At 45.5% G+C, this 20,096-nt stretch carries 19 protein-coding genes and 3 CRISPR repeat arrays; of the genes, 11 read left to right on the forward strand and 8 right to left on the reverse strand.

Annotation, left to right across the window (positions count from 1 at the left end):
* The first annotated feature begins 405 nt into the window (after window positions 1-405).
* From BBC0122_RS08865 to BBC0122_RS08885, 5 genes are all read left to right on the forward strand, one after another.
* Window positions 406-1,395 carry an ABC transporter substrate-binding protein gene (locus BBC0122_RS08865; protein WP_210188140.1) on the forward strand — a complete coding sequence of 330 codons (990 nt, stop codon included), beginning with the start codon at window positions 406-408 and terminating at the stop codon, window positions 1,393-1,395.
* A 44-nt stretch (window positions 1,396-1,439) separates the two neighbouring features.
* Entirely contained in the window at window positions 1,440-2,213 is a 774-nt protein-coding gene (locus BBC0122_RS08870; protein WP_077994627.1) for an ABC transporter ATP-binding protein, read from the forward strand.
* A gap of 37 nt (window positions 2,214-2,250) precedes the next feature.
* Entirely contained in the window at window positions 2,251-2,997 is a 747-nt protein-coding gene (locus BBC0122_RS08875; protein WP_225868192.1) for an ABC transporter permease, read from the forward strand.
* Window positions 2,998-3,045: 48 nt separating this feature from the next.
* Complete coding sequence (locus BBC0122_RS08880) at window positions 3,046-3,993, forward strand: LysR family transcriptional regulator (RefSeq protein ID WP_149866669.1); 948 nt, start codon at window positions 3,046-3,048, stop codon at window positions 3,991-3,993.
* Window positions 3,994-4,182: 189 nt separating this feature from the next.
* Window positions 4,183-5,004 (forward strand): bifunctional allantoicase/(S)-ureidoglycine aminohydrolase, encoded by an 822-nt coding sequence (locus BBC0122_RS08885; protein WP_077993136.1) that lies wholly within the window; start codon window positions 4,183-4,185, stop codon window positions 5,002-5,004.
* A gap of 34 nt (window positions 5,005-5,038) precedes the next feature.
* Here the strand turns inward: BBC0122_RS08885 and BBC0122_RS08890 are convergent, their stop codons facing one another.
* Entirely contained in the window at window positions 5,039-5,299 is a 261-nt protein-coding gene (locus BBC0122_RS08890; protein ID WP_077993139.1) for a hypothetical protein, read from the reverse strand.
* A gap of 37 nt (window positions 5,300-5,336) precedes the next feature.
* Between BBC0122_RS08890 and BBC0122_RS08895 the strand changes: the two genes are divergently transcribed.
* The 3 genes from BBC0122_RS08895 to BBC0122_RS08905 all read left to right on the forward strand — a co-directional run bounded on the left by BBC0122_RS08895 (window position 5,337) and on the right by BBC0122_RS08905 (window position 7,252).
* Entirely contained in the window at window positions 5,337-5,597 is a 261-nt protein-coding gene (locus BBC0122_RS08895; RefSeq protein ID WP_077993145.1) for a ribbon-helix-helix domain-containing protein, read from the forward strand.
* Window positions 5,594-5,905 (forward strand): type II toxin-antitoxin system RelE/ParE family toxin, encoded by a 312-nt coding sequence (locus BBC0122_RS08900; protein ID WP_077993147.1) that lies wholly within the window; start codon window positions 5,594-5,596, stop codon window positions 5,903-5,905. The genes BBC0122_RS08895 and BBC0122_RS08900 overlap by 4 nt, the downstream gene beginning before the upstream one ends.
* Before the next feature lie 312 nt (window positions 5,906-6,217).
* Window positions 6,218-7,252: a dipeptidase gene (locus BBC0122_RS08905; RefSeq protein WP_077993150.1), complete on the forward strand. Its 1,035-nt coding sequence runs from the start codon at window positions 6,218-6,220 to the stop codon at window positions 7,250-7,252.
* Between the two features lie 220 nt (window positions 7,253-7,472).
* Here the strand turns inward: BBC0122_RS08905 and BBC0122_RS08910 are convergent, their stop codons facing one another.
* Together BBC0122_RS08910 and BBC0122_RS08915 are read right to left on the reverse strand one after the other, a co-directional pair.
* Complete coding sequence (locus BBC0122_RS08910) at window positions 7,473-8,045, reverse strand: ATPase (protein WP_077993151.1); 573 nt, start codon at window positions 8,043-8,045, stop codon at window positions 7,473-7,475.
* Window positions 8,035-8,271, reverse strand: a complete 237-nt coding sequence (locus BBC0122_RS08915) for a hypothetical protein (RefSeq protein ID WP_077993152.1) — start codon at window positions 8,269-8,271, stop codon at window positions 8,035-8,037. Before BBC0122_RS08915 ends, BBC0122_RS08910 begins: the two co-directional genes overlap by 11 nt.
* Before the next feature lie 501 nt (window positions 8,272-8,772).
* Here BBC0122_RS08915 and BBC0122_RS08920 point away from each other — a divergent pair.
* A complete protein-coding gene (locus BBC0122_RS08920) occupies window positions 8,773-9,984 on the forward strand; it encodes an MFS transporter (protein ID WP_077994628.1) in 1,212 nt (403 codons plus the stop codon).
* Window positions 9,985-10,236: 252 nt separating this feature from the next.
* Here BBC0122_RS08920 and BBC0122_RS08925 read toward each other — a convergent pair whose 3' ends face one another.
* Window positions 10,237-11,613: an MATE family efflux transporter gene (locus BBC0122_RS08925; RefSeq protein WP_077993154.1), complete on the reverse strand. Its 1,377-nt coding sequence runs from the start codon at window positions 11,611-11,613 to the stop codon at window positions 10,237-10,239.
* Between the two features lie 437 nt (window positions 11,614-12,050).
* On the opposite strand from BBC0122_RS08925, the gene BBC0122_RS08930 reads away from it, so the two are divergent.
* A complete protein-coding gene (locus tag BBC0122_RS08930) occupies window positions 12,051-13,442 on the forward strand; it encodes a DHA2 family efflux MFS transporter permease subunit (protein ID WP_077993156.1) in 1,392 nt (463 codons plus the stop codon).
* 19 nt (window positions 13,443-13,461) lie between these two features.
* A CRISPR array of direct repeats spans window positions 13,462-13,762; the repeat unit is 36 nt; unit sequence GTTGCGGCTTGACCGCATTTTCTAATCTGTTACAAC.
* Window positions 13,763-14,805: 1,043 nt separating this feature from the next.
* Window positions 14,806-15,105: direct repeats of the CRISPR family, unit length 36 nt; unit sequence GTTGCGGCTTGACCGCATTTTCTAATCTGTTACAAC.
* A gap of 255 nt (window positions 15,106-15,360) precedes the next feature.
* On the opposite strand, the gene BBC0122_RS08935 is transcribed toward BBC0122_RS08930, so the two are convergent.
* A complete protein-coding gene (locus BBC0122_RS08935; RefSeq protein WP_077993157.1) occupies window positions 15,361-15,813 on the reverse strand; it encodes a WYL domain-containing protein in 453 nt (150 codons plus the stop codon).
* 482 nt (window positions 15,814-16,295) lie between these two features.
* On the opposite strand from BBC0122_RS08935, the gene BBC0122_RS08940 reads away from it, so the two are divergent.
* On the forward strand, window positions 16,296-16,490 hold the full coding sequence (locus tag BBC0122_RS08940; protein WP_077993158.1) for a hypothetical protein: 195 nt from the start codon (window positions 16,296-16,298) through the stop codon (window positions 16,488-16,490).
* A 539-nt stretch (window positions 16,491-17,029) separates the two neighbouring features.
* Window positions 17,030-17,462: a CRISPR direct-repeat array (repeat unit 36 nt; unit sequence GTTGCGGCTTGACCGCATTTTCTAATCTGTTACAAC).
* A 636-nt stretch (window positions 17,463-18,098) separates the two neighbouring features.
* On the opposite strand, the gene BBC0122_RS08945 is transcribed toward BBC0122_RS08940, so the two are convergent.
* The 3 genes from BBC0122_RS08945 to rplU form a co-directional block, all read right to left on the reverse strand.
* A complete protein-coding gene (locus BBC0122_RS08945; RefSeq protein WP_225868098.1) occupies window positions 18,099-18,698 on the reverse strand; it encodes a GNAT family N-acetyltransferase in 600 nt (199 codons plus the stop codon).
* 116 nt (window positions 18,699-18,814) lie between these two features.
* The gene (gene rpmA / locus BBC0122_RS08950) at window positions 18,815-19,084 is read right to left on the reverse strand and encodes a 50S ribosomal protein L27 (protein ID WP_075868982.1); all 270 of its coding nucleotides are present in this window, start codon (window positions 19,082-19,084) and stop codon (window positions 18,815-18,817) included.
* Between the two features lie 22 nt (window positions 19,085-19,106).
* On the reverse strand, window positions 19,107-19,592 hold the full coding sequence (gene rplU, locus BBC0122_RS08955; protein WP_075914085.1) for a 50S ribosomal protein L21: 486 nt from the start codon (window positions 19,590-19,592) through the stop codon (window positions 19,107-19,109).
* Window positions 19,593-20,096 lie beyond the last annotated feature (504 nt).

Here is a 20,096-nt window from a genome sequence, read left to right on the forward strand (position 1 = left end):
AACCGGAATTTGTTCATAATGCCCGTTCGGTTTTTCGGGGTTTCTTTAAAAAACCGGAATGCTTTTTAAGCGGGAGAGGAAAAGTTCATGCAAGCGAAATGTCGAAACAACAGCGACAATGCTTTTTATTCCTTTCCTCGCAACGGTTCTTCAAGGAACCTCACTTCTTGCCTTAAAGGCCAAAAGAAAATTGCAACTTCAAAAATACTGCGCCTCGAAAGGGCGGATATAAAAAGCTTTATCCGGAAGAGGTTCAAACAAGGTTTTTCAACTTTTAAACAAGCTTTCCCGATTGCGACTTTTTCGGCCGCCAAAGTTGCTTTTAAAAGTCTTTTTAAAACAAGGCTTCTGTCAGCCGGTTTTCTTTCATCAAGTTTTCTTTCGGCTAATCTTCTTTGTGGGAGTTTGGCGCTTCTATTATGTCCGCAAACGCTTGAGGCAAAAGAGGTTCAAAAAGCCCCTGACAAAGTGCGTTTTCAACTCGACTGGTTACCCGGTGGCGATAAAACCGCCATTTATGTTTGTGTGAACAAAGGGTTTTGCAAATCCGAAGGGCTTGATGTTGCGATTGAACCGGGGCGTGGCGGCAATGACGCGATTACCCGCATTGCTGCCGGAGTGAGCGATGTGGGAGCAGCCGACATCACCGCGCTTATGGCTGCGCGTGTAAGCGCAAATGTGAAGGTGAGCGCGGTTATGGCGATCTTCAACAAAACGCCGCATGCGTTTTATGTGCTTTCCGATAGCCCCATTCAGAAAATCGCCGATATAAAGGGCAAAGCTGTTGCCACCTCGCCTTTTACCGCTTCCAATCTTTTCCTGCCGCCTTTTTTGAAAACCCAGAATTTATCCATGGATGATATTACGCTTACACGGGTCGACTCCGGTGCTTTGGGGCCGATGTTGATAACCGGAAAGACCGATGTGATTATTGCGTGGCTCACCGACTACACGCGTTACGAAGAACAGGCCAGAATTGCGCATAAAGAAATCAAAGCCTTTCCTTGGGTGGAAAGTGGACTTGATCTTTATGGCAGTTCGCTGATTGCTTCAGACAAATTCATTTCCGAACGGCCTGATGTTCTGACCCGCTTTATCAAAGCCTATCGCCAATCAATCATATTCATGCATGAACATCCCGATGAAGCGGTCGATGCGGTGATGGAAAGTGTTCCCGAACTTGATCGGCAGAGTGTTAAAGGTTCGCTTCTCGATACATTGAAGCTCATTTACAATGACGAGACAGATCAATACGGCCTTGGCTCTTTCCGTCGCGACAAGCTTCAACGCACATGGCAAAAGACTGCCGAAGCTTTAAACCTCGACCCGAATGCGGTGACCGCTGAAAGTGCCGTTAAAACCGGTTTTTCCGAAAATCTGGAGGGCTTCAAATGACAACAAGCCAATTGCAACCCATAGAAATGAAACCAAGCAATGCGATTTCTCCCCCCTCTATCCGTTTTGAAGGGCTAAGCCAGTTTTTCACGACATCGACAGGGCGAACACAAGCCCTCCACAATATTAGTTTCGATGTTCGCTATCACGAATTTCTTGCGGTATTGGGGCCTTCCGGTTGTGGCAAATCCACGCTTTTGCGGTTGATTGCCGGTCTTTTGAAACCGACACAGGGCAAGGTGGAAGTTTTCGGTATGCCGGTCAAGGAGCCGCGCGAAGATGTCGGCATTGTTTTTCAGCGCCCGACATTGCTGCCATGGCTCAATATTGTGGACAATATTACCTTTCCGATCAAACACAAATTCGGCAAGGTCAATTCCGCCGATATTGATAAAGCCCATGAACTTGTGCGCATGATCGGCCTTACCGGTTTTGAAAAACGTATGCCGGAAGAATTGTCGGGCGGTATGCAGCAGCGTGTCGGCATTGCCCGCGCGCTTCATCTCGACCCCGATATTTTGTTAATGGATGAACCGTTTTCTGCCCTTGATGCATTAACCCGCGATGAAATGGGTTTTGAACTTTTAAGAATTTTTTCCGACCGGCCGAAAACCGTGATGTTCATTACCCATTCTGTCAATGAAGCTGCCATTCTTGCCGACCGTGTGCTGGTTCTCGCCGGCCGGCCGGGAACTGTTTTAACCGAACTCGACGTGCCGCTCGGACGGCCACGCAATGCCGAAACTGCAAACCAAAAGGTGGTCCATGACTTCGCTCACACCCTCAGAAACCTCCTCATCAAGCCAAAGCTCGCTTAACAGGAAGAAGATAAAGCTGTTTCACCTCTCCTCGCTAATGTCGGCTTTACCGGCAGTGTTGCTCATTGTGGCTATTCTTGTGATCTGGCAATTGGCAGCGGTGTTTTTTGCCATTCCCTCTTTCATCCTGCCGCAGCCGGTTGAAATTTTCAAAGCTTTCCATGTGATTGATGGATCGCGTTGGGCTGTTCATATATTTGCAACTTTGCGGGTCGCACTTCTCGGCTTCTTCGTATCCATTCTGATTGCTTTGCCGCTTGCTGTCTGTCTCATCCGCTCGCCGCTTTTATCGAAAACAGTTTATCCGTTATTGGTCATTATCCAGTCGACACCGGTTGTCGCCATTGCGCCGATTGTCATTGTCGCCTTCGGTTCGGGTGACTTTCCGCGCATTCTCATCACCTTTCTTATTTCGTTTTTTCCGCTGGTTATTGCCACTTCGACAGGGCTTCTTTCTACACCGCCCGAATTGATCGAGCTGTCAAAATCGCTCCGCGCACCGGTTCGCCGTGAAATATTGCAAATCCGCCTGCCCTATGCCGTGCCCTATATTTTCTCGGCCTTGAAAATTTCCATTACTTTATGCGTCATCGGCGCGGTTGTTGCCGAATTTGTTTCGGCCGATAAAGGCATAGGTTTCTTCCTCCAGCTTTCCACCTCGATTTATAAAATACCGCAAGCCTGGGCGGGGCTTTTTGTGCTGGCTGCCATGTCGCTTATCTTGTTCCAACTTGTTATTCTTACCCAGAAACTTCTCTTCCCGTGGAGTATCAAAAAGGGTTGAAAAGAAAAAAGCTTCAAAACATAAAAAACGGACAAGGGGGGTAACATTTTGCAACACCGTTTGATGAAATATCTTGACGAGGTGGCGCGTTCCGGTTCGCTGCGCAGTGCCGCACAAAAGCTTCATGTTGCCGCTTCTGCCATCCAGCGGCAAATAAAGCTCTTTGAAGAAGAAATCGGCACACCGGTTTTTTCCCGCAGCCATAAGGGGCTGGAACTCACGGCCACCGGCGAACTGGTGCTTGGCCATATCCGCGAAACAATGCGCAATGAAGAGCGGATGTTGAGCGAGATAAAAGCTTTAAACGGTGTTATCCGCCAGAATTTGACAATTGTTTGCGAAGAAAATCTGGCGGCTACTGTTCTTTTTTCCGCAATTGTCGACTTCCAGAAAAACCACAAATCCACCAAAATCAACGTGTTGACGACTGAAAACGACAATGTGCAAAATGTGCTTCTTGATGGCAAAGCCGATCTTGCTTTGGCCTATGACATAGAAAAGCAGCCCCGTTTTGCGATTGATAAAGAGGTGAAATGCCCGCTTGGCCTCTTTTTTCGCAAAGGTCATAGTCTCGAAAAACGCTTGCAAGGAAAAACAAAAATCAATCTTGCCGAAATGATTGGCGAAGCTTTGGTTCTTCCCGGAAAAGGCACAAAATTGAAATCGCTCATCGAAACGCTTGGACCCCCGCTTGTTACCGCCGTTCCGATTGTCGAAACATCATCCATTCCATTGATTGTTCAACTCGTTGCAACCGGAAACTATGTTTCCATTTTAAGCCGCACAGAATTGCCGGAAGGGTTTGATAATGAATTTCTCTTCATTCCCGTTATTACCCATCCCGCTTATCGCATTTTGACATTGTTCCACCAGACAAACCGTGCGTTAAAACCGGTTGAACAACAGTTTCAACATGTATTGACCGGAAAAATGAAAGAAAGTCTTGGCCCACGCAACCAAAACTTTTCCGGAGGGAAAGAAAATCAGGGAGAATGAATATTATGAAATCTCTTTGCCAGCGCTTGAAAGAAGTTCAGGATTTATCCGATAAAATTTTTAAAAAACTTGACCGACGAGACAGGCAAAACAGCAAAAATTAGAATAAATTTTCCAAGCGGTTTTAAAAGCTTTTTGACGAAAGAAAGTTTTTGAAAAAGCTTTCACAAAAGAGGAGACAACAATTTGATGAATGAGAAAGACTATTATTTTCCGCTTGGCGGTTTGCCGACACGTTCCGAACTTTTAAGCAGCAAAGCCACCTTCAAAGACGCTTATATGGTGATGCCCGCTTCTGTCATGTCGGATATTGTAACAAGCCAATTGCCGTTTTTTACAAAATCCCGCTTCTGGGTTTTGGCGCGCCCGATGACGGGTTTTTCAGAAACATTTTCCCAATATATAGGCGAAATCGAACCTTCGGGCGGGGCAACACATCCGGAAAATGACAAGCGTGCGGAAGCCGTTTTTTTTGTGACTGATGGTGCGCTCACCATTGTACTTGAAGGCGAAAAACATGTTCTTCACAAAGGTGGTTTTGCCTATCTTCCTGCCGGTCACGATTATCAATTATGGAATGAAGCAAAAACCACCGCGCGCTTTCACTGGATCCGCAAAGCTTATGAAAAAGTGGAAGGGCTTGATAAACCTGATGCAATCTTTTCTTCCGACCAGCAAATAACGCCTGCCGAAATGAAAGGCCATGAGGGCGTATGGATGACAAGCCGTTTCATGGATATGAACGACTTGCGCCATGACATGAATGTTGCCATTGTCACCTTTATGCCGGGTGCTCATATTCCTTTCATGGAAACCCACGTGATGGAACACGGGCTTTATGTCTTGCAAGGCAAAGGCGTTTATCGGTTGAATGATGATTGGGTGGAAGTCGAAAAAGGCGATTTTATGTGGTTGCGCGCATTTTGCCCGCAAGCCTGCTATGCAGGCGGACCCGAACCATTCCGTTATCTCCTCTATAAAGATATAAACCGGCACGCAAAACTCTGGTAAGGCAAAACGCTGGTGCAACTTTATGAAGGCAAACTTAGGCGAGGTAAAACTCTCGTGCAACTTTTGCTAATGCAAAACTTTGGCGGGGCAAAACTTTGCTCATGTTTTTAAAGCGGGAGTTTTGAATAGCAAACAGCCGTTCAAGCCATCCATGCGTTAAAATGCTCCTCGTCGTCGTGAAGATTTTGTCGCGTCTGTTCTCCCAGATTTTGGCGGCATTCTGCTGGCGGCTTTCCGCCAGAAAATCTGGATGAACGGTTGTTATGACAGTTGCAAGCTCTCCTTGACTTGTCATCAATATTGGTTATTTGTAATACAATAAAGGAGATCACATGGCTCGCACAACAACAATGACAGTACGCATTGGCGAAACACTGGGTGATTATGTTGCCCGCCAGATAGGCGACAACGGGCCTTATGAAAATGTGAGCGAATATGTGCGTGATCTCATAAGAAAAGACAAGGAACGCCACGACAAACAGGCGTTTAACCGCCTGAAAGCCGAGTTACAGCTTGCGTTTTCCGAACCTGACGAGAGTTACGTTACTGCTTCGGCGGCAGACATTATTTCCAGAAACAAGAACAGGTCATGAGCGGTTTTCGGCTGCAACAGGCAGCAATTTTCCGTCTTGACGAGATCTATCTATACACGTCAAACAAATGGGGAGCGGCAAGAGCGGAAGACTATTTGAATGGTTTATTCAACTGTTTTCAAGCAATTGCCGATGGTCAGGTAATATCCCGACCGATACCTGCCGAATTTTCCGTTCACGGCTATTTCTACCGCTATAAACATCATTATATCTATTGGAAAAAGCTGAAAAACGGCGATACAGGTATTGTCACAATATTGCATGAGCGTATGCACCAGATCGACCGTTTCAAGGATGATTTTTTCTGAAACACGAAAAGTGCGCCGGTGTGAAGCCTGTTTTGATTGGCTGGTACTTTGATGACAAGGTCAGGAGCTTCACAAGGAAATTTTCAAAAATATAAGGCTTGGCACAAATAAAAATCGTTATGCAACCCAAGCTTTCATTGCCTCACGCTTAAACAGGCAATGACGGGAAGACCGCGTCTCGAACTTGGCCGCTACCGGCGCGACGCGTGCGCCAGCTTTTCACAATCAAACTTTTGTCAGTTGCTGTTTTAAACGTCGATAGTGGCGTATAAGGATAATGATTGAAAAACACATTCTGATAAGGCAATTTTTATGGCTGAAACACTCATCCAATGTTTTGACGGGCACAATGACATTCTCTCCAAAATCCGCGACGAGAAAAACCTTGACCCGTCGGCTTTCATCAACGGTTTTGAAAGTGCAGAACTTGACCTGCCAAAGGCTGAAAAAGGCGGCCTGATTGGCGGGCTTTGTGCGGTTTATCCGCCATCGGTCGACCTTCAGCCGGATGAAAACGGTGTCTATCCCGAATTATTGTTAAAAGATGCAACAAAGCCGACCATGGAAATGGCAAAGCTTCTCCATGATATTGAAAAGCTGAAACCTGAACGTTTCAAAATTTGCAAAACCGCGCGTGATATTAAAGAGGCAATCAAGGCTCACCAGTTTGCTGCGGTTTTTCATATTGAAGGTGCGGAAGCCATTGGCGAAAATCTGGAAGAGCTTGCCCGTCTCTATCAGGATGGGTTGCGCAGCCTCGGCCCCGTCTGGAGCAGACCCAATATATTCGGTTTCGGAGTGCCGTTCAAATATGGCTCGACAGGCGACATCGGACCGGGCTTGACAGATACGGGCAAAAAACTTGTTCGCGAGTGTAACAAGCTCGGCATAATGGTTGATCTTTCGCATATGAACGAAAAAGGCTTCTGGGACATTGCAAAATTGAGCGACGCACCGCTTGTTGCTTCCCATTCCAACGCCTATCACTTGAGCCATCAAAGCCGTAACCTCACAGACGAACAATTGCGCGCTATCGGAAAAAGCAAGGGGTTGGTCGGCATTAATTTCGGAGTCAAATTCCTGCGCGAAGATGGCGAACGCAACCGCGACACACCGCTTAAAACCATTATCAACCACATGCGCTATATCGTCGATATTGTCGGCGTGGAACATGTCGGCCTTGGTTCGGATTTCGATGGCACAACAATTCCGAATGAATTGCATGATTGTTCACAATTGCCGAAACTCGTCGCCGAAATGGAAAAATCCGGTTTTAACCATGACGAGATCGAGAAAATTACCTCGAAAAACTGGATCTCGGTTCTGGAACGCACCTGGGGCGAATAAAGCTTTTTAAAATGCCAATGCGTTCGGCCGGTTGAATCGCATTGGCTAAATATGTTTTTGCTATTTACGGCATAAAGAAAAAAACAAAAGACAACACTGGTACGTGAACCGGCGTTGACTATATAGAAAAACCACCGAGCATAAAAACGCTACAGTTTTAACGGGAATATTTTTGGCTCACCAAAGTTCCGACAAAGATAGTTTTTTCTCGAAAACTGGTTTAACCGGATTTATCCTCGCTGTTCAGGAAAAGAATTTTTTCCGGTATGGCTTTCACAGCCCATTGCGGCAAATCTTTCCGGATGAATTGGACGTGCCCTTTATCCCTATGCAATACAAGCGAATAAGCGCGGCTTGTCGAATTATCAAACACAAGTGAAAGATCGGCGATTTCCATAAGCTTTGGCAAATTGGCCATGCTTCTTGGATAACGCCGCTCAATATCTTCCTTCACAATATTATGGCCGCCGCTTTTTACCCGCGAGCGCACCCTTAAACCGGAAGTTTTGGCACTGTCCAATCCGATATAGACGAGGTTGATCCTGAACCCCTGATTTTTAATATCCTGAACTTTTTTCAAAAACACATTTCCTGTGGCCGTTGTCTCTACCGCAAAGGATTGTTGCGCTTTGACGAGTGCCTCACGCTGTTTTACTGCTGCTATTCCCTGCTCAACTGGCGCACCTGGCAAAACATCCGGATTGACAATGGGCATTTTGAATTTCCGGCATGTTGTAAAGGTTGTTTTACCCGCACCGTTTACACCGGCGATAATCCATAATTCAGGCTGCATCTGTCAAAACCTTCAAGATTTTTTCATTAAGCGCATCATCAACTGCGATGAGCACTTTTGTGCCATCAGGATTTTCACGAATATATTGCCCCTCTTCCAACCCGTCTTCACGGTCATAAATGGCAGAATTGCGGGGAAAGTGAACACTTCTCACATAGTCCATATAGTCGTTCGACGAGGCTGACAAAATGTCATCCAACAACTGATCGTGCCCGTCCTTCATCATGTGAATACCTCTGCATCCATCTGTTTTCGGGAACCCTTACTATGCAAAATTTTTAAAAAACCGGCAAGTCAAACAACAAACCGGTTAAACTTTCACTTTTTGAGTAAAACGCCTGTCTCTTTCATTCGCTGAAGCGAACCCGCATTGTTTGAACGTTCAAACACGATCTTCATTCGATTTTTATTCTTCCCGTCAACACTGTTGCAAAAAGTGGGCAAGATTTTGCCTCATCAAGTATAGCAAAAAATAATCAGTTTATTTTAACCGAACTTGATAACGCGTTTCATTTGAACAATACGCGCTTGCGTTTCTGTCATATTTTTTTAAAGAAAAATTTTGCTTTTCCCCAGCCAATCGGGCAGAACATGTCATTCGTTTTTTTAAAGCCGCCATTCATTCGACAATAACCTTCCTTAATTAAAAGGCTGCAAAAATTGACATAAGCGCGTGATGTCAATAGATGATGGAAACGCCTTTGAAGGGCGCTTGAGGACATTTGTCATGGCCAATATATATCGCGAATTATTCAGAAAACCCGGCACTGTTGCCTTTTCGGTAACGGGGGTATTGGCACGTATTCCAATATCAATGATTTCGATCGGCATTATGACAATGTTTGCCGTTGAAGGCTTGGACTATGCCACCGCCGGTCTCGTTTCGGCAAGTTATGTCCTCTCCAATGCCATTATTACGCCGCAAATATCGAAACTTGCCGATGAATACGGGCAAGCCCGCGTGGCGCGTCCGGCAATTCTGGTTTCTTTTCTGTCGCTCTGCGGCTTGTTGATTGCCGCCCATTATAAAGCCCCGCTTTTCATATTGATTATTGCGGCAATTCTCGTCGGCTTTATGCCGAGTTTCGGTTCTTTCGTGCGCACACGCTGGTCGCAACTCTATCATGGTTCGCCGCTTTTGCGTTCGGCCTTTGCCTATGAATCCATTGTTGATGAATTGATATTCATGGTCGGCCCCATTATTGCGATCGAGCTTACAAACCGTCTGTTTCCCGCTGCGGGGCCACTTGCTGCCGGTCTTATCATGCTTGTTGCAGGCCTGATCTTTACCTTGCAAAAATCGACCGAACCGGTTGCCCATGGCAGGCGGCAAAAAGGTTCTACTTCGGTTATCCGGCTTTTTTCTATCGCGCTTCTCACCGTGATTATGTTTTGCGTCGGAACCATTTTCGGCACTGCGGAAATTTCGGCCGTGGCAATCGGCAAATCGCTGCAACAGACAAATTACACCGCTCTTCCACTTGTGCTTTATGCAGCCGGCTCTTTCATTGCCGGTATTGTCTATGGGGCATTGCCTACCCGCATGACATTGTCAAAACAGCTTCTTGTTGCCACCATCGTTGCCGCAGTTACAACATTGCCGCTCTTGCTTGTTTCCAATTTATGGAATTTGAGCATCGTGCTTTTTATCGCCGGTGCGGCCTGTTCGCCCACAATCATCATCGCCATGTCTTTGGTCGACACAATTGTACCACCCGAAAAGCTCACCGAAGGCATGTCGTGGGGAATTACCGGAATGGCAATGGGTGTTGCCGCAGGGGCTGCCATTTCCGGAAAATTGATCGACGCTTTCACCCCCGAAACCGGCTTTTATGTTTCCATTGTCGGTGGCTTTCTTGCCCTGATTTTAACAGTTTTCGGGCAAAAATATCTAAAACCCAAAACACCAAAGCCGAAAACTATTCTTGAAAATTCCTGAACGGTGCGCTTTCCGCTTTCGTCCCGTTTTGTTAGACTGTTTATAGGTCTAACGGCTTTGGCAGATTTTGCCTGAGGCAGCTTATTCTCTGTCTCCCCACCTCACGCGGCTTTATCACCCGCCACAAAAGGGCTTTTCTCATTCCTTACCGTAACGGGCTTTTGAACCAAGCTTTGCTATTGGCTTTGCTTTAAGGTTTCCCGTGAGAGCCAAGCGCCATCAAGCTGATGTTGCCTCACCCCTCATCGAAGGCTAGAGCACTTTTTGCTTTTTCCATGTGCCCGAAAGATAATAGGAAAGCGCCAGAATGAGCGAGGCAAAAGCACCGACGGTAAAACTCCACCAGATGGCATCGGCCTTTATGGAACCATAAAACATGTAATAGAAGCCAAGCCGCACCGGATAGACGGCAATGAAAAGGCAAATGAGCGGCACAAGAACCGCACCGTTGGCACGAACTGTTGAAAACAGCACCATTGCAAGGCCGAAAAACAGAAAGCTCCAGCTTGCAATTGCCTGAATGTGCTGTGCCATTGGCACGGCTGCGCTATCATTTCCCAAAAACAGAATAATGACCGGACGGTCGAAAATGAGCAACAGGCCAAGCAGAATGGCTGTCATGATAAATGTTGCCGCGCAGCCGATCCATGTGGTTTTGGAAATTCTGTTCCAGCGACCGGCGCCGATATTTTGCGCAACCATTGCGCTTACCGCTGCACCCACTGCCATGGAAGGCATTTGCAGATAGGTCCATAATTGCTGCATGATGTTATAGGCGGCAATGGTGCTCACACCTTCCTGATTGACGAGGCCAATCATGACAAGGCCGGATGTGGCAATGATGACCATTTGCAGGCTCATCGGGAAGCCTTTCAGCACGATAAAGCGCATCAGGCTGAAATCCGGCCAGATATAGGTGAGTTCCCGCCCTTTAAGCCGCAAAGGCAATTTCTTCACATAGATATAGACAATCATTGCGACAAGCGCGAGATAGCCCGAAACCGATGTCGAGGCGGCAGCCCCCGCAATGCCCATTTTCGGGAAAATCCACAAGCCCAAGATGAGCACGGGGTTGAAAATAATATCCAGCACAACATTGACGCACATGAAAATGAGCGGCGTCATGGAATCGCCCGCACCGCGAAGCCCCATCATCATCATGACCGTCAAAAGATTGGCCGGTGCGGCAAGAAAGATAACCCGCAAATAATCTTCCGCCAGCGTAAAAGCATCGGCCGGTGTTGCAAGAAAACGCAGGATTTCAGGCGAAAAAAACCAGCCCAAAACGGCAAGAACAACCGAAAGAAACAGACAAAAGCCGATAGAAGCGCCGAAAGCCTGCCGCGCACGATGCAAATCTTTGCGCCCGATGGATTGGCCAACCATAATGGTCGCCGCCATACCGAAACCGAAAACAAGGGCAAACAAAAGAAAGGTGATAATATTGGCATTGGCAGTTGCCGCAAGCGCACTTTCACCTAAAAACCGCCCAACCCAGATTGTGTTGATCGAACCGTTGAGCGATTGCAAAACATTGGAAAGCAATGTCGGAATGGCAAAGAGAAGCAACGTTCTGGTGATCGGCCCTTCAGTCAGATTATTGAGAACAATTGTTTTTTTATGCGGCAAGTGAACGCTCCATCAGCGCATTTTATTGATCGACCCGAAGCGGGTAAAATTCCATTTTTTAAATGATGATATAAAACATATAGGTGTCGTAAATGTTATGTGTAGCCCTTTCGGGCGTTCCATGAACATTAACGATGAAGAATTTATTTTTTTCTCAAGGTCAAGAATGAAATGACAAACCACGATAAAGTGAAGCCGGTTTTGTAACCCCCTCACTGTTCTTCACAATTGAAACCGGTCAAAATAATGTCGGCCTGAATGACGTTATCAATATAGTCGCAATTTTCTGTCACAAACACCTTTCAAGTTCTGTCAGTTTGGGCCATATCGGTTTTTTCATGTATAAGGTTTTCGGGTCATAAAAGTTCTTCGCGCTATATAGGCACACTGGTTCTAAAGGTTCCATCGTTTTAAAAAAGTCGGGTTCGGGTTATTTAATGCACATTCTTCCTATGGTTCTGGCTATCGCTTTGTTTATGGAACATGTGGATTCCAATGTGATTACCACATCCCTTCCCGCCATTGCCGCCGATTTGAACACAAGCCCCATCGCGCTCAAACTCGCCATGACTTCCTATCTCGTGGCACTTTCGGTTTTTATCCCCATAAGCGGGTGGATCTCCGACCGTTTCACCGCACGCATTATCTTCCGTGTTGCCATCGTGGTTTTTCTTGCAGGCTCTGTTTGCTGCGCTTTTTCCTTTTCGCTCCATTCCTTTGTTTTGTCGCGCTTTTTGCAAGGCATTGGCGGGGCAATGATGACACCTGTCGGCCGGCTTCTTCTCGTCAAATCCACGCCGAAAAACCAGCTTGTCATTGCCTTTCAATGGTTTTCCATTCCAGCCCTTGTCGGCCCGCTTGTAGGCCCGCCGCTTGGCGGCTTCATCACCACCTTTTTTACCTGGCACTGGATTTTTCTCATCAACATCCCGATCGGTTTTATCGGCCTTGTGCTTTCATCAATCTATCTGCCAAAAAATGAAAAGAGATATATCCGCCCGCTTGATTGGACAGGCTTTTTCCTTTCGGCAATCAGCCTTTCCGGCTTCATTTTCGGACTTTCGATTGTAAGCCTTCCCGCCTTGCCGCAAAGTGTCGGCATCAGTGTCACCATTTTGGGCGTGATTTTCGGCGCTATTTATATCAAACACGCAAAAAACCGCAAAGCACCGCTTCTTGACCTCAGGCTTTTTTCCGATCCGGTTTTTGCATGTGCCATTATCGGCGGCAGCGTTTTCCGGCTCGGCATCGGAGCCGTGCCTTTCCTGCTTCCCATGATGTTGCAACTTGCCTTCGGCCTTTCACCGATTGAATCCGGCCTTATGGTTCTTGCCGCGGCCATCGGCTCGCTCGGCATGAAGTTCGGCGCAAAAGAAGTTTATGCCCATTTCGGCTTTCGGAAGGTGTTGATGGCAGGTTCTATCGTCTCGGCAATGTTTACCGCCTCCAATGGCCTGTTTTACCCCACTACACCCTATTTGCTGATGATTGTCGTGCTCTTGTTCGGCGGCTTTTTGCGCTCGCTTTTCTTCTCCGGTGTGAATGCGCTTGCCTTTTCCGATATAGCCAAAGAAGACATTAGTCAGGCAACGCCGATTGCCGCCGTTGCCCAACAGGCTTCAATGGCACTCGGCATTGCAATTGCCGGCGCGGTTCTGGAAATTGCAAGCTCCTTTCACAACAATATATTGAAACTTGAAGATTTTCATACGGGCTTTTTCGTCGTCGGCTTCATCTCGGCACTTGCTTTCTTCATCTTCCGCACATTGCCCCGTGATGCAGGCCATGCTTTGAACGAAAAAAGCAAACAATCCACGGCACAACACTGATGGAACCAAAACATATTCTACAGCCGCTTGACCGCATTTTCTAATCTGTTACAACAATCTCGCCGGTAACCTTCCCAGCGAATGAGTTGCGGCTTGACCGCATTTTCTAATCTGTTACAACCGGCAGCAGAACGCACAAAAGCCTTGAACCAGTTGCGGCTTGACCGCATTTTCTAATCTGTTACAACCGCCGATCAGATGCGTAAAACAACGACTATGTTGCGGCTTGACCGCATTTTCTAATCTGTTACAACTACAGCGGTCGTTGGTAATGGCCTCAAAGGTTGCGGCTTGACCGCATTTTCTAATCTGTTACAACCGATGTCCACTTAACCCTTTGTTTTATAAGGTTTAAGTGGATATTTTTTTGTAAAAAAATGCTGTTTTTCATTAAAATAACACCGGTAAATTTCAATTTTTTTGACGTATCTTCCACGTTTTACCTGAAAATCTAACAATATTTTCACATAAGCACACGATCAATTTGCTTGTTCCTTAAGGCAAAAAATAGCGAAATTTTATCGTTCGGTATAACGACTTTACAGAAAATTTACATCAAACGTTGCCGGAAAATTTGAGAAAGCAAAAAAGGAAAAATTTGACGACACCGTTGGGTCGGAAACCCCCAACACCAAAAAGGTGGCGCTCCGGATGGCTCGGTGTCCAAGAAAAATATAATGTAATTGAAAAATAAAATCAACAAACAGCATCATGAAGGAAGTAAAGATTGAGTATAGGAACGTTTTACCAGCGTTCTGTTACGGCTTGACCGCATTTTCTAATCTGTTACAACAGACGCGCCGCATTCCGGCGTGGCAATTCAGTTGCGGCTTGACCGCATTTTCTAATCTGTTACAACAGCACCGCCAGTGAGCATGAAATTGTTCCAGTTGCGGCTTGACCGCATTTTCTAATCTGTTACAACCGATGTCCACTTAACCCCTTGTTTTATAAGGTTTAAGTGGATATTTTTTTAAAAAAAAATGCTGTTTTCCATTAAAATAACACCGATAAATTTCGATTTTTTTAACGTGTCTTCCACGTTTTACCTGAAAATCTAACAATATTTTCACATAAGCGCACGATCAATTTGCTTGTCCTACCCTTGAAAAAATATCGAACTTTCAACATTCGGCATAACGACTTTACAGCAAATTTACATCAAACGTTGCTGGAAATTTTGAGAAAGCAAAAAAGGAAAAATTTGACGACACCGTTGGGTCGGAAACCCCCAACACCAAAAAGGTGGCGCTCCGGATGGCTCGGTGTCCAAGAAAAATATAATGTAATTGAAAAATAAAATCAACAAACAGTATTATGAAGTAAGTAAAGATTGAGTATAGGGACGTTTTACCAGCGTTCTGTTACGGCTTGACCACATTTTCTAATCTGTTACAACGTAAAGAAAAATGAGTTACGATTATGAATAGTTGCGGCTTGACCGCATTTTCTAATCTGTTACAACCATCTGCTTCGCTACCAGTTCATCTATTTGTTGCGGTTTGACCGCATTTTCTAATCTGTTACAACTTGGCGCCAGAATAAGCAGCTCGGCAGAATGGTTGCGGCTTGACCGCATTTTCTAATCTGTTACAACTGTTGTTGTCATAAAAGCAGGCAGTGGCGGGTTGCGGCTTGACCGCATTTTCTAATCTGTTACCAGCACAATCCAAAATCACCCAATCGGGCAACCACTAGCCGCACATTGACAACACATCGAACGGTAGTTAACGGCGTGTGTTTTTCGTGCCATGGGAAATCCGAGTTCCAAAAGAAAACGTTGGCCATACTTTGCCAAACAACAACACGCGGCGATTTTGGAAAGTAAAAAGGGCACGACTGTTTGCAAGGGCGTTCGCGTCAAGTCGGAGTTTGTCCAGCCCGCGAGTTGTGGAGTGAATACATGAAGATAATAAGTTCAGTATCGTTCCCACAAATAGCGTCCAAGGTTAGCAATTTCCTGATTGGTTTGCATGTCGCGTGCCGCCAGAATGCGATCGTTGCGAAAGCTGCGCATAGCATTGCGTAAGGTGCAAAAGGCGTCAATATAGATTGTTGTTTTGCCGGCTATTCGATAGATATTCAGAGGCTCTATTACACGCTCGGTTATCACGCCGTCACTGTCAACATATTCAATCATAAATTCAAGACCGCCAGTAATGCGACGGTTCATTGCCTCGACCCGTGTAACAAATTCTAAATTGTCGGGACGGATGGAAGTATCAATTAGATTGGTCTGATAATTCTGCCATGGTTCGGGATTGATGCGGTGATTGGTACGCTGTTTTATCACGTGCCCAAGCTTTGCTATTGCAGCGACGCAGCACAGTATAAAGCCAACCAGAAGCCATATGCTCACTATCACATCCATTTTGTTAATCCCCTTGCAATGCAACACCGGTTGAACATTTACACACAATAGCGTTGCTGCTTGACCCCATTTCCTATTCTAATATAATTTAATTATTATAGTAATGTTGACTTTAAATCGGGGTAACCAATGAAAAAGCTTATAACATCTTTTTTAACAATTTGTCTTCTAACAACATATTCCGTTGTCATTACCGGTTGCGGAAAATCCGAAAAACAAAAGCAAGAAGACGCCGCAAAAGCATTTTTATCGGTTCCTCCGCGTCACGATAAGGCCACAGAATTCTAAAAATTTTAGGTTCTATTTTAATGTCGGCGATTGGTCTTTGCGCATTCGTCACGCGATTTTTTATTCAGAATTTCCGACATGCTTAAAAAGATATCTTGAGGGATACCTACGGCGCCTAACGGAATGTTATAGGTAACTGAGCTTCGCAATAGTTATCGGTTTAATTATTATATGAGCTAATCAGGTTTCTAAAAATGTCTCGTATTTTTGATTCTTTATTCTCGTGGTTGTTTCTTTTTACCGCTTTTATGTGGGGATTATATTTGCTTAATCCGTTTTTTGCATTTGTTCCATTCCACGTTGATACAGCACCGATTGCCCTTACTTTTTGGTTAATTGTCTATATCGCCGTTAAACGCTACTTCCGTCGCAAGCGTTGGATGAAATAACCTGCCGTTTGGCCGAATTTTCTAATCTGTTACAACTAGCCGTTACGCTTTTGCCGGTGTCTATGTGTTGCGGCTTGACCGCATTTTCTAATCTGTTACAACTGATGTCCACTTAACCCTTTGTTTTATAAGGTTTAAGTGGATATTTTTTTTAAAAAAAATGCTGTTTTTCATCAAAATAACACCGGTAATTTTCGATTTTTTTGACGTATCTTCCACGTTTTACCTGAAAATCTAACAATATTTTCACATAAGCGCACGATCAATTTGCTTGTCCTACCCTTGAAAAAATATCGAACTTTCAACATTCGGTATAACGACTTTACAGCAAATTTACATCAAACGTTGCTGGAAAATTTGAGAAAGCAAAAAAGGAAAAATTTGACGACACCGTTGGGTCGGACCCCCCAACACCAAAAAGGTGGCGCTCCGGATGGCTCGGTGTCCAAGAAAAATATAATGGAATTGAAAAATAAAATCAACAAACAGTATCATGAAGGAAGTAAAGATTGAGTATAACGACGTTTTACCGGCGTTCCGTCGCAACTTGACCGCATTTTCTAATCTGTTACAACGGAAGGCGGCTTTTTGTTCAAAGACGTTGCGTTGCGGCTTGACCGCATTTTCTAATCTGTTACAACTGATATTTTGAACGGGAACATGGAAACTTCCGTTGCGGCTTGACCGCATTTTCTAATCTGTTACAACGCACTCGAATTGTATTACCAGGACATTATGTTGCGGCTTGACCGCATTTTCTAATCTGTTACAACTAAAATCAAAGCCACGCTTTTTGATGGCGAGTTGCGGCTTGACCGCATTTTCTAATCTGTTACAACCGAGCTTGACCGTAAACGTCCCCCATGTCCAGTTGCGGCTTGACCGCATTTTCTAATCTGTTACAACGGGGCGCGTAAACTGGACCGACGCGGGCGTGTTGCGGCTTGACCGCATTTTCTAATCTGTTACAACCGATGTCCACTTAACCCTTTGTTTTATAAGGTTTAAGTGGATATTTTTTTTAAAAAAAATGCCGTTTTTCATTAAAATAACACCGGTAATTTTTGATTTTTTTGACGTATCTTCCACGTTTTGTCTAAAAATCTAATCATATTTTCACATAAGCACACGATCAATTTGCTTGTCCCGTAAGGCAAAAAAAATATCGAAATTTCATCGTTCGGGCAAGGTAGAAGTGGGCTTACCAATACCGGATCAGCCGGCATGGTCGGGCTTTTTTTTACAAAGACCTCAAGCAATTTTGTGAACCGCCGTTTCGATTTTTTAAGAAAGCTTTCCGTTTATAAATGCTGGTGAATGCGCCGTGCTACCTAACAAGCAGCCCGCTTTGATAAAGTGGGCTTAAGACAGAATGATAAACCTTAAGACAGCGAGTTAAACCGGTTTGTCGCATCCGGTTTGCTGTTGTCAATTTTTATGCGTGGCTAAAACTGAACGAGCCTGCCCCACTCGGCCAATCTCACCCAATTGGCTCGATTGAAACGGCCTCATCAGGCCTTTTTTATAAAAGGCCTGATTGTCAACCAAGCTTTTAAGCCTTGCTTGTTCAGCCAAGCTTTTTAGGCCTCATCATTGAAGCGGGCATGTTCAGGCGCATTTGCTCAACTGGCCGATCCATTTTTCGCGTTCGAGGACATAATTATCGGCAATAACCAGACCGGAAACCAGCGAGTTTTGTTCGGATGTTCCGATATATTCAAAGCCCTGTTTTTCGATAACGCGGCGGGAAGCTTTATTGGCCGCAAAATTCGAGACATAGAGCGCATCAATATCGGTTGCGCGGAAAGCGGCATCAATCAGGCTGCCAACCGCTTCTGTTGCATAGCCCATATTCCAATAGGGTTTGCCAATCCAGTAACGCAGGCTCAGGCCTTCGCCCTCTTCGCGGTCCTTGATATGACAGGCACCGATAAATGCGCCATCCTCGGCTTTGGTAATGGCATAGGCGCAATAGCCCATCTCGCCCGCCACCGAACGAAGAATGTATTCTGCTGCATGTTTTCGTGTGAATGGAAAAGGCACAGATTGAAGCATGGCAGATACATTCCGGTTGTTGGCGAGATCGGCAATGGCGTCCATGTCTTCTACATTGGGTGCGCGTAAAACAAGCCTTTCAGTTACCAGAACCGGGCAATCCAAGGTTCTGGGCGGCCTCTTTCTTATTTCTTCTAATAATTCAGTGCTCATAGTTACCTCCTGGAGCAATAGAAAAAGGGAAGGATGGTGTCCCATCTTTCCCTTTAATTTGCTTTGGAAGCTAACCGGGGTCCAATGGGACGCCGGTTTTATTTAAGAGCTCCGGCTTACTCTGCTGCCTCCGCCATCGGAATCACCGACACATAGGAGCGGTCATTCGCTTTGACGCAGAAAGATACTTTGCCTGCTTTAAGGGCAAATAATGTATGGTCTTTACCCATGCCGACATTTTCGCCAGGGTGCCATTGTGTGCCGCGTTGTCGGATAATGATGTTACCCGGAATAACTGCTTCACCACCAAATTTTTTAACGCCTAGGCGTTTTGATTCTGAATCGCGACCGTTACGCGAGGAACCACCAGCTTTTTTGTGTGCCATGGTTGTTCTCCTTTAATCTCTCTTACTCTTCCGACTTTTTAGCGGCTGCCTTTTTCGGCGCTGCTTTTTTTTCGGTTGTTTCTGTTTTGGCTTTCTTTGCAGCCGGTTTTTCAGCCTTTGGTGCTGCCTCTTTGGCGGCTACCGGTTTTGCTGCTTTTTCAGCCGGCTTTGTTGCAGCCTTGGAAGGCTTTGCACCACCTGTAAGAATTTCGGAAATGCGAATTGTGGTGAATTCCTGACGATGACCACGAATGCGCTTTGAATTCTGGCGGCGGCGCTTTTTGAAAGCAATAACTTTGCGTGCACGTGCCTGTTCAACAACCTCTGCTGTTACCAACGCGTCGGCAACCACAGGAGTTCCGATTGTTGCTGTTTCACCTTCGCCAACAACGAGAACCTGATTGAACTCCACAATATCACCGGCATTGCCAGCGACCTTTTCAACTTTCACAAGTTGGCTGGGGGAAACACGGTATTGTTTACCACCCGTCTTGATGACTGCGAACATTTTTTACCCTTTCGTTCCATCCGGATCTTGTCCAACACTTTCAAAGCGATGAGACAGCCCGTCTTTTTATCAGTCGTTAAAATTATCAGTCTTTTAAAATTTGCCAGCCCTAAAAACCGACCGGCATAATTTTAGACAAGTGCAGATACACTTTCTCACACAAATGTAGACACACTACGCCTTTGGCCGATTTATGCAGAAGTTTTCTTCACTTGTCAATCGACCAGCTTTAAAAAACCGGAAAGCTTTTTGTGAATTAACCGGCAATCATGGCGAAAAACCGGATGCATTTGACAACAAACCATTTTTTGTCGGGCAAACAGTAAAAGAGCCGGAAAACTCTGATGCGTTTTTTAAAAACGCGCCCATGGCCCCGCGCAAAATGAACAAAACAGATTTGAAAGGGGGAACGGAATTTTCCAAAAATTAAAAAAAGGGGCTTGTGTCAAAGCCAATTGCCAGCTATTTAGCCGCTAACGCGCTCGGATATTTGTTTATCAAATA

The sequence above is a fragment of the Ditibartonella choladocola genome (assembly GCF_002007565.1).
Classification (GTDB): Bacteria; Pseudomonadota; Alphaproteobacteria; order Rhizobiales; family Rhizobiaceae; genus Bartonella; species Bartonella choladocola.

What these genes read in the sequence shown, in the direction of transcription:
- BBC0122_RS08945 (WP_225868098.1), bottom strand. Translation starts at nt 18,698, where the DNA reads ATGAGCACTGAATTATTAGAAGAAATAAGAAAGAGGCCGCCCAGAACC.
- BBC0122_RS08940 (WP_077993158.1), top strand. Translation starts at nt 16,296, where the DNA reads ATGTCTCGTATTTTTGATTCTTTATTCTCGTGGTTGTTTCTTTTTACC.
- BBC0122_RS08915 (WP_077993152.1), bottom strand. Translation starts at nt 8,271, where the DNA reads ATGATGAAGGACGGGCACGATCAGTTGTTGGATGACATTTTGTCAGCC.
- BBC0122_RS08930 (WP_077993156.1), top strand. Translation starts at nt 12,051, where the DNA reads ATGCACATTCTTCCTATGGTTCTGGCTATCGCTTTGTTTATGGAACAT.
- BBC0122_RS08935 (WP_077993157.1), bottom strand. Translation starts at nt 15,813, where the DNA reads ATGGATGTGATAGTGAGCATATGGCTTCTGGTTGGCTTTATACTGTGC.
- BBC0122_RS08910 (WP_077993151.1), bottom strand. Translation starts at nt 8,045, where the DNA reads ATGCAGCCTGAATTATGGATTATCGCCGGTGTAAACGGTGCGGGTAAA.
- BBC0122_RS08895 (WP_077993145.1), top strand. Translation starts at nt 5,337, where the DNA reads ATGGCTCGCACAACAACAATGACAGTACGCATTGGCGAAACACTGGGT.
- BBC0122_RS08920 (WP_077994628.1), top strand. Translation starts at nt 8,773, where the DNA reads ATGGCCAATATATATCGCGAATTATTCAGAAAACCCGGCACTGTTGCC.
- BBC0122_RS08890 (WP_077993139.1), bottom strand. Translation starts at nt 5,299, where the DNA reads ATGACAAGTCAAGGAGAGCTTGCAACTGTCATAACAACCGTTCATCCA.
- BBC0122_RS08900 (WP_077993147.1), top strand. Translation starts at nt 5,594, where the DNA reads ATGAGCGGTTTTCGGCTGCAACAGGCAGCAATTTTCCGTCTTGACGAG.
- BBC0122_RS08875 (WP_225868192.1), top strand. Translation starts at nt 2,251, where the DNA reads ATGTCGGCTTTACCGGCAGTGTTGCTCATTGTGGCTATTCTTGTGATC.
- rplU (WP_075914085.1), bottom strand. Translation starts at nt 19,592, where the DNA reads ATGTTCGCAGTCATCAAGACGGGTGGTAAACAATACCGTGTTTCCCCC.
- BBC0122_RS08885 (WP_077993136.1), top strand. Translation starts at nt 4,183, where the DNA reads ATGAATGAGAAAGACTATTATTTTCCGCTTGGCGGTTTGCCGACACGT.
- rpmA (WP_075868982.1), bottom strand. Translation starts at nt 19,084, where the DNA reads ATGGCACACAAAAAAGCTGGTGGTTCCTCGCGTAACGGTCGCGATTCA.
- BBC0122_RS08905 (WP_077993150.1), top strand. Translation starts at nt 6,218, where the DNA reads ATGGCTGAAACACTCATCCAATGTTTTGACGGGCACAATGACATTCTC.